Origin of the sequence: Bacillus sp. 95MFCvi2.1 (genome assembly GCF_000374965.1) — a bacterium.
GTDB lineage: Bacteria > Bacillota > Bacilli > Bacillales > Bacillaceae_G > Bacillus_A > Bacillus_A pseudomycoides.
The window spans coordinates 22353-36323 of sequence record NZ_KB895708.1; the positions used below are offsets into that span (position 1 = coordinate 22353).

Consider the following 13971-nt stretch of genomic DNA (forward strand, 5'->3'; position numbering starts at 1 on the left):
TTTTTAGCTGAAAGCAATGAAGAGAACACCTGCTGTAATACATACAACACCCATTCCAGTCATGAAGTTTAATTTTTCGCCTAATATAATTATTGCAAGAATAATTGAAAATACAACACTTAATTTATCTACAGGAGCAACTTGTGAAACTTTTCCTGTTTTTAAGGCGAGAAAATAAAACAGCCATGATGAGGCACCAGCTATACCACTTAACGTGATAAATAGCAGTGCTTTTTTATTCATTAGAACGTCACCAATATTTTGAAATTTACCTTGTATCATAATTACACCTATCATAAATAGTGCCATGATGATTGAACGGATAGTTGTTGCCACATTGGCATCGATTCCTTCTAAACCAAATTTTCCAAAAATGGATACAAGTGCTGCAGCAATTGCTGATAATAATGCGAATAATAGCCATGAACTCATAGTAAAATTCCTCCAGTCTTGTATTATTATACATGAAAATCATTCTCAAGTATAACGGATAGCAAGAGGATGTTTTGAATATAACTATGAAAATAGTAAAGGCCCATCTAACATAAAGATGTTAGATGGGCCTTTGATCTATTATTCTGCAATTTCTTCATATAAAAAGTACGTTACATTATAAATGTGTTCTACTTCATCATCTGTCATAAATAAAAGCTCTTCACGCTCAATTCCCTTTTTCTTTTCAATAAACTCAATCATATTTTTCCGTTCTTCTCTTTTCATCATTTTGTTTCTCCTCCCAATCTGTTTTAATACAGATTATTTAAGTTGATACTATTATATAACAGAATCTTTAGAAAGTTCCATCTTTTTTATCTTTTTTTTGATAAGAACTTTTCGACAAAACAAGCCCTTTTAAAGGGCTTGTTTTTGAATTACAGTCGTAAAAACTCTGGTTGAGTCGTACCAGCACTATCGATGTAGTAAATTGTATTTGGATTGATCTTTATAAGTACATAGTTAGGATCTTCAGGGCCGAGTAACCAGCGTTTTAAGTTGTTGTTCCAAAATTTATTTTTTAATGTTTGCTCTTCTTCAATTGAAGCGGTGCCTTCTACTTCGATATAATCTTCATCCCATTTCTTCCCTTCTCTTCCGAGTAGCACGTGTACATTTGAATTTTGTTCGATATCTACTACCTTTTTGGAATTACGATCTGTTGCGACATATAATACAAAGTCTTCATGAAAAAACATCATAAAACAGCTATGTGGCTTATTTTCACGCACGGTAGCTAATACACCTGTTCTTTGTCCTTCAATAATAGTTGCAATTTTTTCTTTTAAATTCATTTTTTGAGCCCCTTTCTGTTATCCGTAATTTCATTCTGCGGAAACTTGTTGCTTAAAATTTTTTACACTCTTTCATACTTTTTTCTTCAATCGTATTTTTTAAACGTATTTGTGATGAAATGGGACAAGTTAGGAGAAGAATAATGATAATAGTGGGGGAAATACATACGATGAAAGGATGGAAAATATGTTTAATAAAATTTTCTTAATACTTGCACTTGCTGGTGTACCGCTTTCTATTCTTGGAAATACGTTGCATTGGCCACAAACAATTATGTTTGCTGTGTATTGCATTACAATTATTGCTCTCGCTGCTTTTATGGGAAGAGCGACAGAAAGTTTAGCTATTGTCTCTGGACCAAGAATTGGTGGGCTATTAAATGCAACCTTCGGGAATGCGGTTGAACTTATCATTTCAGTTTTTGCATTACAAGCAGGGCTAACTGAAGTCGTACTTGCTTCACTAACTGGTTCCGTTCTTGGCAATTTATTGTTAGTTGGAGGTCTTTCTTTTTTTGTAGGAGGGCTCAAGTATAAAAGACAAAGTTTTAATGTTTATGATGCAAGGCATAATTCGGCCTTACTAATATTTGCAGTTGTTGTAGCATTTGTTATTCCAGAAGTTTTTTCAATGAAGATGAGTATAGACAAAACATATCAATTAAGTATTGGGGTTTCAATCATCATGATTGTCATGTATTTAGCCGCACTATTCTTTAAACTGGTTACGCATCGTGGTGTGTATCAGCATAAAAGCGATGAAGTAGAACATGAGGAAGAGCCTGAATGGTCAAAAGGGAAAGCATTACTTATTTTAGCGATTGCAACAGCGGCTGTTGCTTATGTATCCGAGGCGCTTGTTCATACATTTGAAACGGTAGCAAAATCATTTGGATGGTCGGAATTATTTATCGGGGTTATCATTGTTGCGATTGTTGGTAACGCCGCGGAGCATGCCTCTGCAATTATTATGGCTTATAAAAATAAAGTGAATATTGCAGTTGAAATTGCAGTCGGTTCAACCTTGCAGGTTGCCATGTTCGTTGCCCCTGTTCTCATCATACTTTCGATGTTTTTTACGGTAAAAATGCCCCTTGTATTTACAATGCCGGAACTTGTGTCCATGATTACAGCGGTCTTTTTAACAATTGCAATTTCAAATGATGGAGATACGAACTGGTTTGAAGGAGGAACATTATTAGCCGCTTATTTCATTATGGGAATTGGCTTTTACTTGTTATAAAAAATTGGGATAACAATATTACGGAGAGAAAATAATAGAGATAGTTAATATATAAATCCATTTTGATTTGCAGGCATATAAGTCGCTGCTACGAAGAACAAAAGGTGACATGCACTTGTTTTATCTCTTTGTTTTCACTTGGCATGGGGGCAGGAAGAGGATCTGACCGCTTTTATGCATGACCAGATGCTCTATCCCACCTAAAAAGAAAGGTTTTATGTCGGTTTTTCAATTTGTATTTAATAGCTATTTAAATGATTTATACACTCTTAAATTAGGAAGGGGTAAAGTAGGTGAAACGAGTGTACAGCATATGTCTTTCAACTATGGTCTCGTTTATTTTATTATTTCCTTATAGTAGCTCTGCAAAGACAACAATAAACGTAAAGATGCCTTCATCTGTTTTGAATATTTCAAAGGACAATACGTATCCAAATGAAGCGCAAGATTTACCGCGTTTGCAGCCAAGTGAACTAGCGAAAGAATTACTGAAAACATCGACCATTCGAATCGAAAACCCAGATTTAATTCGGTTGTTTAATGAAACTTCGATTTCAAATGCACCTCTTGCAGTTGGATATAGGGCGAAAATTTATTTAGGTCAATGGCCGTTAAATTATGAATCAACAGATACAGCGATAAATTGGGAATATAAGCAAGTAAATCGTAATGTATATGATAACCGTGGTGTGGAGCGGTTATATCCGCTTCGGTACAAACAAGAATCGCAAAAAACGGTAGAAGGTGGTTTAACAGCCTATATTAAAGATACAGATGATGTGAAAAAGATGATTCTTTTAAAGGCGATGGAGAAGGTGCAGCTTCCTCTTTCTTTTAAAACAACAATTGGTTATGGTACTGGAAATGAGCGTGTATATAATATCAGTCCAAAACAACTTGGGTATTTATATGCATATACACCAGCGGTAAATGAAAAAGGAAAAGTTACATTTGGAGAAGTATATCTTGTTTTAAAAGGAAATCAGAAGAGGCTTGTCATTAAAAATATTACTTCACAAGGAATTGGGGCATCTATTCCTATACAAGATTATGTATCCTTTAAATTTATTTCTTCGCCTTATCCACAATAGCAAAAAAACGTCAGCTAAATATGCTGACGTTTTTTTTGCTACAGTGTAATATTTGTTTCTTTTGTTAAGAAATCTTCGGTTGGATAATAGCTGTTTTTCACAAGAATATTTGGCCCAAGGCATTTTACAGCAGGGCAGTGACAACTTAATGATTTCGCTGTTTTCGAACTACACCATCTGTCGTAGGCTTCTTGTAATGTGTTTGTTTGAATGTTACCAAGCAGTGGAATATCACCAAAGTCTGTTACGATAATGTTGCCATCAAAAATATTTACATTTAAGCGAGAACGCCCATCTGGATCGTTACGAACCGTCACGTTTTTGCTTAAATGTAATTTTCTTAATGTAGCTAAGTCACGTTCATCATTACTACATGCGTAGAAAGGTAGTGTGCCAAATAACATCCATATATTTTCATCACGAATATCTAATAAATGCTCGATTGCACTTCGAATTTCATCTTTTGTTAAAATTTCAAGGTTGCTAGCAAAATCACTTGGGTACATAGGGTGTACTTCATGGCGCTTACAGCCCATTTCTTCGACGATTTGACGATGAATGTGTTCAATATGTGGTAGGGTACGTTTATTTAACATTGTTTCTGCTGACACGAGAACACCTGCATCTGATAAAGCTTTACTATTTGTAATCATTCGTTCAAATAGTTTAGCACGTTGTTCATAAGTAGGTTTGCGCTCCATCATTGCAAATCCACCTTCAACGAAATCATCAATTGTTCCCCAGTTATGTGAAATATGCAACACATCTAAATAAGGAATAATTTGTTCATAACGGGCTAAATCTATAGTTAAGTTTGAGTTGATTTGAGTGCGAACGCCTCGTTCATGGGCATATTTTAAGAGTGGTGTTACATAGTTGTCGACGGATTTTTTTGAGAGCATTGGTTCTCCACCCGTAATACTTAAAGAACGTAAATGAGGAATCTCATCTAATCGTTTTAATAAAAGTTCCATCGGAAGCGGATTTGGATCTTTTGGCTGTAATGTATAACCAACAGCACAATGCTCACAGCGCATATTGCATAACGTTGTCGTTGTAAATTCAACGTTTGTTAATAGTAGTTTGCCGTACTCTTCAAGGTCCATATACGCTTCCCATGGATCGTAAGAAGGAGTAATCGGCTTCATTGTTTGTGATATACTCATCTGAAATACTCCTTTGACTGTTGAAATAACAATTTGTCCATCCTCTATAATAGAAGAATATGGACGTTTTATAAAGTGAAACTTTTTGTAACAAAAATTCTTCATCTGTTGATTTCACTTCAAGTAATGGAGGAAGTAATTTAAATGTCTGCTTGTATGTAATCAAGTATTGTGGCAAAAATGATGAAAATTCATGTTCGTGATAATCATTTTTGCGGTATAATAAGAGTAACTCGAATAAAAAGGAGAGTGCCTTTGTGGGAAAAGCAATTCAAGATAAAGATTCACAATTAGTATATTTAAAAGAACGTTTAAATATGTTCATCGAAGTAATCGATACAATTGAACCAGAAGAGGTAGAATTAGAAGATGTAGATCGTCTTCTTGCGATGTTAGATGAATTAGAACTGAAATGTGAGCAATTTAAAAAAGACGAATAATATAAAACGGCTGCCAATTATATATTGGTAGCCGTTTTCTGTAAATGCGCTGTTTTATTAGAAAATATATAGATTTCCTGCCCGATTAAATAGAAGGAATATGGAAAAAAAGGTATAATCAAGTTGTGAAAAATTTCGTTTGATCTTAAGAGTCATAAAATAAAAACAAAGACTCTAGAGACTTAAGGGTGAAAATTTCATCTCGTAGCGTTTTGGTAGCGTTCACAATTGAGGGGGAAGTAACAATGGAAAAGCTTCAAGAAAGTATGTATCAACTGATTGTTGAAACATCAACGAATTTACCGAAAGATGTTCGTCGTGCAATTCAACGAGCAAAAGAACGAGAAAATGCAGGGACTCGTTCTGCAATGGCGCTTGGCACCATTACAAATAATATTAAAATGGCAGATGAAAACATCTCTCCAATTTGCCAAGATACAGGGATGCCAACCTTCAAAATTTATACACCAGTTGGCGTAAATCAATTACAAATGAAAGAAGCAATTTACAGTGCGCTTGAGCGGGCGACACAGGACGGGAAACTTCGTCCGAATTCTGTTGATTCTCTTTTCGGAGATAATAGCGGTAATAACTTAGGACCAGGTACACCTGTGATTAAGTTTGAGCAGTGGGAGAAAGATTATATTGATGCTCGTTTAATTTTAAAAGGGGGCGGCTGTGAAAATAAAAATATTCAGTATAGCTTACCTTGTGAATTAGAAGGACTTGGACGAGCAGGTCGTGATTTAGAAGGGATTCGCAAATGCCTTCTTCATGCGGTATATCAAGCACAAGGACAAGGGTGTAGTGCAGGAGTAATCGGTGTTGGTATCGGGGGAGACCGTACGTCAGGTTATGAGTTGGCAAAAAACCAACTATTTCGCACATTAGATGATGTGAATCCAATTCCTGAATTACAGAAGCTTGAAGAATACGTATTAGAGAATGCGAACAAGCTTGGCATTGGTACGATGGGATTTGGTGGAGAAACAACCTTACTTGGTTGTAAAATTGGAGTATACAATCGTCTGCCAGCTAGTTTCTATGTGTCTGTTGCATATAATTGTTGGGCGTATCGTCGCCTTGGTGTAACAATTCATCCTGAAACAGGTGAGATTATCGATTGGTTATATCAAGAAGGTGAAAATACACTTCAACAAGAAGTGGAGCACGCAAAAAGTGAGCAGCGTGAAATTGTACTGCAGGCACCAATTACAGAGGAGCAAATTCGTGAACTTCGCGTTGGAGATGTCGTTACCATTAACGGGATGATGTACACAGGTCGTGATGCAATTCATAAGCATTTAATGGATAACGATTGCCCGGTAGATTTAAATGGACAAATCATTTATCACTGTGGTCCAGTTGTAGTGAAAGATGAAAATGACAATTGGAAAATTAAAGCGGCAGGTCCAACGACAAGTATTCGTGAAGAGCCATATCAAGGCGACATTATGAAGAAGTTTGGTATTCGTGCTGTCATCGGTAAAGGCGGCATGGGAGAAAAAACATTAGCGGCACTAGCAGAACATGGTGGTGTATATTTAAATGCAATCGGTGGTGCTGCGCAGTATTATGCAGAATGTATTAAAGAAGTGAAAGATGTCGACTTCTTACAATTTGGTATTCCAGAAGCAATGTGGCACCTACGTATTGATGGCTTTAAAGCTGTTGTAACAATGGACTCTCATGGTAATAGCCTACACGCAGATGTAGATAAAACATCATTTGAAAAATTAGCAAGCTTTAAAGAACCGGTATTTAAGTAAGTGGAAAAATGCATCTCGAATCATTCGAGGTGCATTTTTTGGTACATATAGAAAAACTTGTTTAGAATGAAAGGAATATTGAAAACAGAAACTACAGGTACGATGATATATGGAAAGGAGACTATTTATGAAGCATAGATGGTTATATATAGGTCTCATTTTTTCAATTATAATGACACTTGTTCCAGTTTCTGCTTTCGCGTATACGAACGCACCAAATCACTGGGGGATTCCGCGAGCAAAAAATGAGATCCCGCCAGATGCAGGGGAAAAATTTACTGACCTACTCCGGGGTAATGGTGGTTTTTATTTAGGAGACCCGAAGAAAAAAGATATATATTTAACATTTGATAATGGATATGAAAATGGATATACTGGAAAAATTTTGGATGTACTAAAAGAAAAGAAAGTGCCAGCAACATTTTTTGTAACGGGTCATTATATAAAGACGCAAAAAGAGTTATTATTAAGAATGAAAAATGAAGGTCACATTATTGGAAACCACTCTCGAAGCCATCCTGATTTTACAACTGTAAATGATGAGAAACTTCGTGAAGAATTACAAAGTGTAACGGATGAAATTAAAAAAGTAACCGGACAAAAAGAAGTGAAATATGTACGTCCTCCGCGTGGGATTTTTAGTGAGCGTACGCTAGCTCTTGCGAAAGAAATGGGATATTATAACGTATTTTGGTCGCTTGCATTTTTAGATTGGAAAGTAGATCAGCAAAGAGGATGGCAATATGCTCATAATAATGTAATGAATATGATTCATCCAGGATCCATTATATTACTTCATGCTATATCAAAAGATAATGCAGAAGCGCTTGCGAAAATCATTGATGATTTGCGCGAGAAAGGGTATCATTTTAAAAGCCTGGATGATTTAGTAAAAAGCAATCAGCCGTAAGCATGTATGCTTACGGTTTTCTCATGCTATAATGATGTGTAAAAAGGATGGGGAAACGTATGTGGAGCGAACATGTTACGTTAAAGGATTCGTACCATTTTGAAGAGGTACTCAGGCGTTTGTCTTTTGATCCACTCAATGTTGTTCAATTAGAAGAGAAAATAGTTTATGTCCCACTTCTTATGGATGAAGAACAAATTGTTGTCCGCGTACAAGGAATTGGTACGCTTCAAAACCCACAATTTTGGGTTTCAAGTCAGACAGGTGAACAAGAGAAGGTTATGAAACGCATCTATTCCATTTTTCAATGGAATGAATCTTTTCAAGATATACAAACCCATTTTAGAAACACATCATTACGTCCACTTTTTGAAACATATGCCTATACACCACTTGTTTTAGAGTTTGATTACTTTGCTTGTCTTCTTCGTTGTATTATTCATCAACAAGTTCATTTGAAATTTGCTACTTCTCTTACAGAACAATTTGTAAAGCGATATGGAACAGAGAAGAATGGCGTTTTCTTTTTCCCAACACCAGAAAGGGTAGCGAATATTTCAATAGAAGAGCTCAGAAATCAGAAATTTAGTCAACGAAAAGCTGAATATATGGTAGGACTAGCAAAACATATTGTGGAAGGTAAGCTAAATTTAGTGGAGCTAGAAAAACAAACAGAAGAAGTAGTAGCAGCACAATTGTTACCAGTACGAGGTATTGGTGCATGGACGGTGCAAAACTTTTTATTGTTTGGGCTCGGACGGAAAAATATGTTCCCAAAAGCAGATATTGGGATTCAGCGTGCACTTCAAGGTATATTTCAATTAGAGAATAAACCAGATGATGCATTTTTAGAAAAAATGAAACAAGAGTGTGAACCATACTGCAGTTATGCAGCGTTGTATTTATGGAAAAGTATAGAGTAGAGGTGTAATAATGGTACAAAAGCAACATGAGAGTAAGTTGGAAGTTGGTCAAACGTTTCCTGTGACAATTAAGCGTCTAGGGATTAACGGAGAAGGCGTTGGTTATTTTAAGAGACAAGTTGTTTTCATTCCAGGGGCATTACCAGGAGAAGAAGTTGTTGCGGAAACAACGAAAATTCAGCGTGGCTTTGCTGAAGCGAAAGTGAAAAAAATTCGTAAAGCATCACCGCATCGCGTAAAACCGCCATGCCCAGTATATGATGAATGCGGTGGTTGTCAATTGCAGCATTTAGATTATAAAGAACAGTTGAATCAAAAGCGAGATATTGTGGTACAAGCCTTTGAAAAGTATATGAACGGAAGCATGGAAGCTGACATTCGTCCAACACTTGGTATGGGAAACCCATGGCATTATCGTAATAAAAGTCAATTACAAGTAGGACGTAAAGATGAAAAAGTGATTACAGGATTATATAAACAGAACTCACATCAATTAATTGATATTTCTCACTGCATGATTCAGCATAAAGCAACAAACGAAGCGACAAAAGTTGTACGACGTATATTAGAAAAATTGAACATTTCTATTTACAACGAGAAAAAACAAAAAGGTCTAGTGCGTACAATTGTGACACGTGCTGCAGTTCAAACAGGGGAAGTACAAGTCACATTAATTACAACAAAAGAAGAATTACCAAATAAAGAGCAATTTATCGCAGAAGTACAAAAACAGATGCCAACAGTCAAATCGATTATGCAAAATGTGAACTGGCGTAAAACATCTGTTATTTTCGGTGACAAAACATTCAACTTAGCTGGAAAAGAAGTCATTCAAGAAACACTCGGTGATTTATCATTTGAATTATCAGCACGTGCATTCTTCCAGTTGAATCCAGAACAAACTGTTGTCCTTTACAACGAAGCGAAAAAAGCCGCTGCGTTAACAGGAAAAGAAAAAATCGTTGATGCATATTGTGGCGTTGGTACAATTGGGCTTTGGCTAGCAAATGATGCAGCAGAAGTGCGCGGTATGGATGTCATTCCAGAAGCGATTGAAGATGCAAAGGAAAATGCGAAACGTCACGGATTTACAAATACAAAGTACGAAGCTGGAAAGGCAGAACAATGGCTACCAAAATGGGTGAAAGAAGGCTGGCGTCCAGATGTAATCGTGGTTGATCCACCGCGTACAGGTTGTGACGATAAGTTACTTGAAACAATTTTAAAAGTACAACCAAAGCAAGTTGTTTATGTTTCTTGCAACCCTTCATCATTAGCGCGTGATGTGAAAGCATTAATGAAGAGTTATGAAGTGGAATATGTACAACCGGTTGATATGTTCCCACATACGGCGCATGTGGAAAATGTGGTAAGGCTTGTTAGAAAAGAAAATTAAAGGTGTAGCAGTGAGAGATAGGTCTTATCGAAAAATCGATAAGGCCTAATTTTTATTCAGGATGAATTACGCTGAATCGTATCATAAGTAACGGATAGTGATTTGAATTAAAAAATGAATTGTTTATTTTAGATGAAAACCTGATGTAATGCTTTGTTTGTCATCACTAAACAGCCTTAGAACACTTATTTGAGCGAATGCATCTGCGATATGAGTACAGTGAATTTTTGGTTTACGTCTATTGGAATAATGTTAATAGAAATTAGCACTGATCTTTGCATGATGGAGTGCTTTTTTATTTGTTTTTAATTCCTATATAAATTCCGATTACTTTAACTTTAATTCGTATGTAAGTAAATAATATGATGATCAAAGGATTATACAAATATTTGGTAAAACAAAGTATACTCAATATAGATAAATATAATCAATTTAATTAGGAGTGATTTTTATACTTAAGCAAAACGCAAAAAGGATACTTATATCATTATTAACAAATCCAATATTAATAATTGGATACTGGATTTTTTGTTATGAGTTAGCTTCATTCTGTACGTATGGAAGAATGAATTATAATATTTATATTTTATTATTATGTATAGTATTTTTTATATCTATAATTACATTTACTACAATGAAAATGATAAAAGATAGAGAATATGAATCTAAAAAATTAACTAATTTAACTGCATGGAAATATATTTCTATTATCATTATTGTGGTAATCACATCATTTTATGGAGTACAGATTTATAAAAGTGCAACAAATTATGGAGGCAAGCTTGCATGGTTTATAGAAAGGTTAAAACATGAAAGGTCAGTTAAATTTAAACATAATAATATATATGAATATGGGGTAGAAGGTATTTTTGAAGACATAAATAAAAAATATACTTTGCCAAAGAAATTATATATGGCAACTGATTTTGATCTTACATTTCATTCAGATGGAACAATCACAGCGTTTGATACATTTGTTTATGGGAAAAATGCTGATGGAAAAGAGGAAACTTACTTAATAACTTATAATAAAAAAAAGTCACAAGACATTACTATAATACGAAATGGATATGCAAATCCTGATTATGATGATGATAAGCTAGTAGAACCTTTAATTAAAACGGTTAAGGCTATTCCAGTTAAGCGAACAGTTAGTAAGTGGAATGAAGGTAAGTATGGATTGATTTATTACGGGAAAAGGAATTGGGGGTACAATACGGAGGGAATTATTAATATTAATGAGGATGGTAAGGAGCATAAACTTGAAGAAGCAACTTCTGAAATCATTGGATATACTGTATCTATATTTGTCCCTGGAAAAGAGAAAGAGTTAGTACCTGCTAGATATAACTTAATAGGTGACCCGAATTGGAGTAAACTAAATACTAAACCAAATCAAAAGAGTTCTAAAGAGAAGCAACAAGATTTAACTAATAGCAAGGAACAGTTTTTCCTATCAAAAGAAGTTGGTTATAAACTAAATATGACAGAAAAAGCATTAGGTAGTGCTTTTTATTCACTAAGCAAGACTATTGATGGAGGTAAAACATGGGAGGTTATAAATACAGACCCATTCATCGGAGGAATTGGTAGTGTATCAGGAATAACTTTCATAAATGATAAACTTGGATTTTTAGGAGCAATCCGTCCTTCTGGTACTAACGGAGAGCTATATCGTACAGATGATGGGGGCGTATCTTTTAAAAAGATAAATTATACACCTCATGAAGTGAAATTAGATCATACACAGTCTATAATAAGTCCTTTTGATTCTCCTGGTATGCCTTATGAGAAAGATGGAGTTTTTAATATGTTAGTTGGACAAGGAGCAGATGGAGATTATAATGGTGATAGTAGCGCACTTTATCAATCAAAAGATAAAGGAGAAACATGGGAATATATAAAGGAAGTTGAAAAATAGTTAGAGTTAGTACTAAAGGTGAATAAATAAAATGGCCTCCGTTGCAGGTGCAACAGTGAACAATACCATAAGCAAATGGGTTTTTATGGCAGTTGAATATAAGTATACAACTGTTTTCCACCCTGCACAGGAGAAATGCGGAGCATAAATAATAAAAACAAAGAAGCAGAAAATCACTTAGGATTTCCTGCTTCTTTGTTTTTATAAAGAAAATACTTGAGATACTGCTATTCGCTAGTACACGACAACCGGTTCATAAGTGCTGAGATTATCATACACAGTTTTCGCAACACTAGGAGGAAGGTTAACACATCCGCCCGATCCTCCCGTTAAATAGGCATTATTGGCCCAGTTTGTCCGCCAGCCGGCATCGTGGAATCCTTGTCCGCCATTTGTGAACGGAGCCCAGTAATCTACATTAACGGAATAATCGGGTTTACCTACTGCGCTACCTTTGAGTGTGTACGGTGATCGTTTATAGAGTACATACCACACACCTGGTGATGTATCTTCACTCGTGCTATGTTTACCAGTTACTACATTCGTTGTGACTTCCAATTTTCCATTTTTGTAAATCCAAATTTGCTGTTCTGCAATAGACACTTCCGCATACGTGTCTCCAATGCCATTATTCGCTGTTGTTTCATAACCGATGCCTTCATTATTCCAGCCATTTCCGTAAATATTAGAAGCGGAAAGCGATTTTTCCCCTTTTTCGAAGGCTTCTTGGATTCGTTTTGCTTCTTTTTCAATATGTATTGCCCAGCCATAGCCTTGTCCTTTTACTGATATGACCGAACCAGAATGGGTTTTAAATGCGAAGTCTTTATTTAATGTTGATTTAGAATTATTAATTTCAGCAATCTTGTTCTTAATGTCGCTCGCGTCGATTGTAACTTTCATATCCTTTGACATAGAGGCATTTTGAATTAAATCTTTAGCTTTTAAAGAGTAAACTTCATTTTGTACCTTATAATCAATGGTTTGTTGAAGAAGATCCTGTAGCGCTTGTTCTTCTTTTTTGACAATCGAATCGTTTTCCTTAATAGGCTGTATGTATACAGGATTCAGATGGATTTCACTTTTATATTTCTGCTTGTCGTAATCCTTTAATAGACTAGCAACATCATACTGTTTTCCGTCAATGCTTTTTGAGATAACAACTTTGCCCTGTTCGAGCTTCGCCATAGCATCTTGAGGCGCTTTTAAACTTTTATTCATAGATATGAGTTTTTCTTCTACAAGTTTTTTCATCGTTTCGCTTCGATACTGATCCGCCTTTTCTGGTAGCAACGAATAATCCTTTTCCTTTGAGGAAGGGAAAAATGTCCACTGGCCTTTTAATAGTTTCTTAACTTTAGGCAAATCTTCTTCCGTAAGTTCCGTTTGCGTATCTTTTTCATCTAAAATTTGTTGTTGGCCGACATAGACTTTGTTTTCTAATCCAGATGTTTTTAATTTCTTTAGTGCCTGATCAGCAGTCAGACCGCCGACTTTTGTGTCATTAATCGTAACCTGTGAATTGAAACGAGTTGCCTGATAATAACTCATTCCCCCAATTAGAAGTGCAATTGTAACGACGCCACCTGCTGTGATAAACTTCCAATTTTTAAAACGCTTGCTTGAGTTTACTCGTTTTCTATCAACTTCTTCAACTGATTCATTTATTGTGTTGTTGTTCATAAACTATTCCTCCGTATACATCAACGTCAACCGATTTTAAACTAAAACCATTGACTAGTGTACCTTATTATTCTTAAAATTTCATTATTTTTGACTAGATTTTATCGCATTGAATTGGTTGAATTTGTATTTTTTTAATA

Annotated in this window: 13 protein-coding genes; 8 read left to right on the plus strand and 5 right to left on the minus strand. The window is 35.4% G+C overall.

Annotation, left to right across the window (positions count from 1 at the left end; genetic code table 11):
* Nucleotides 1-3: 3 nt before the first annotated feature.
* The 3 genes from C568_RS0121730 to C568_RS0121740 all read right to left on the minus strand — a co-directional run bounded on the left by C568_RS0121730 (nt 4) and on the right by C568_RS0121740 (nt 1289).
* The gene (locus tag C568_RS0121730; protein ID WP_003194827.1) at nt 4-432 is read right to left on the minus strand and encodes an EamA family transporter; all 429 of its coding nucleotides are present in this window, start codon (nt 430-432) and stop codon (nt 4-6) included.
* 141 nt (nt 433-573) lie between these two features.
* Entirely contained in the window at nt 574-720 is a 147-nt protein-coding gene (locus C568_RS0121735; protein WP_026008701.1) for a BH0509 family protein, read from the minus strand.
* A 152-nt stretch (nt 721-872) separates the two neighbouring features.
* Nucleotides 873-1289 (minus strand): pyridoxamine 5'-phosphate oxidase family protein, encoded by a 417-nt coding sequence (locus tag C568_RS0121740; protein WP_003194829.1) that lies wholly within the window; start codon nt 1287-1289, stop codon nt 873-875.
* Nucleotides 1290-1476: 187 nt separating this feature from the next.
* Here C568_RS0121740 and cax point away from each other — a divergent pair, with 187 nt between their 5' ends.
* Together cax and C568_RS0121750 are read left to right on the plus strand one after the other, a co-directional pair.
* Nucleotides 1477-2532 (plus strand): calcium/proton exchanger, encoded by a 1056-nt coding sequence (cax, locus tag C568_RS0121745; protein WP_029427592.1) that lies wholly within the window; start codon nt 1477-1479, stop codon nt 2530-2532.
* 293 nt (nt 2533-2825) lie between these two features.
* Complete coding sequence (locus C568_RS0121750) at nt 2826-3623, plus strand: YfkD famly protein (RefSeq protein WP_026008703.1); 798 nt, start codon at nt 2826-2828, stop codon at nt 3621-3623.
* 38 nt (nt 3624-3661) lie between these two features.
* Here C568_RS0121750 and yfkAB read toward each other — a convergent pair whose 3' ends face one another.
* Nucleotides 3662-4789 (minus strand): radical SAM/CxCxxxxC motif protein YfkAB, encoded by a 1128-nt coding sequence (yfkAB, locus tag C568_RS0121755; protein ID WP_016112955.1) that lies wholly within the window; start codon nt 4787-4789, stop codon nt 3662-3664.
* A gap of 257 nt (nt 4790-5046) precedes the next feature.
* Here yfkAB and C568_RS0121760 point away from each other — a divergent pair, with 257 nt between their 5' ends.
* The 6 genes from C568_RS0121760 (at nt 5047) to C568_RS0121785 (ending at nt 12148) form a co-directional block, all read left to right on the plus strand.
* Nucleotides 5047-5229: an SE1561 family protein gene (locus C568_RS0121760; protein ID WP_002174720.1), complete on the plus strand. Its 183-nt coding sequence runs from the start codon at nt 5047-5049 to the stop codon at nt 5227-5229.
* Between the two features lie 245 nt (nt 5230-5474).
* Nucleotides 5475-6998, plus strand: a complete 1524-nt coding sequence (fumA, locus tag C568_RS0121765; protein WP_018767229.1) for a class I fumarate hydratase — start codon at nt 5475-5477, stop codon at nt 6996-6998.
* Nucleotides 6999-7125: 127 nt separating this feature from the next.
* A complete protein-coding gene (gene pdaA, locus C568_RS0121770) occupies nt 7126-7908 on the plus strand; it encodes a delta-lactam-biosynthetic de-N-acetylase (protein WP_018782711.1) in 783 nt (260 codons plus the stop codon).
* A 59-nt stretch (nt 7909-7967) separates the two neighbouring features.
* Nucleotides 7968-8831 (plus strand): DNA-3-methyladenine glycosylase family protein, encoded by an 864-nt coding sequence (locus tag C568_RS0121775; RefSeq protein WP_016112958.1) that lies wholly within the window; start codon nt 7968-7970, stop codon nt 8829-8831.
* A gap of 10 nt (nt 8832-8841) precedes the next feature.
* Nucleotides 8842-10227 (plus strand): 23S rRNA (uracil(1939)-C(5))-methyltransferase RlmD, encoded by a 1386-nt coding sequence (gene rlmD / locus C568_RS0121780; RefSeq protein WP_018782712.1) that lies wholly within the window; start codon nt 8842-8844, stop codon nt 10225-10227.
* 442 nt (nt 10228-10669) lie between these two features.
* Entirely contained in the window at nt 10670-12148 is a 1479-nt protein-coding gene (locus C568_RS0121785; protein ID WP_033794569.1) for a WD40/YVTN/BNR-like repeat-containing protein, read from the plus strand.
* 234 nt (nt 12149-12382) lie between these two features.
* On the opposite strand, the gene C568_RS0121795 is transcribed toward C568_RS0121785, so the two are convergent.
* On the minus strand, nt 12383-13831 hold the full coding sequence (locus C568_RS0121795) for a L,D-transpeptidase family protein (protein ID WP_006093344.1): 1449 nt from the start codon (nt 13829-13831) through the stop codon (nt 12383-12385).
* Nucleotides 13832-13971: the final 140 nt, after the last annotated feature.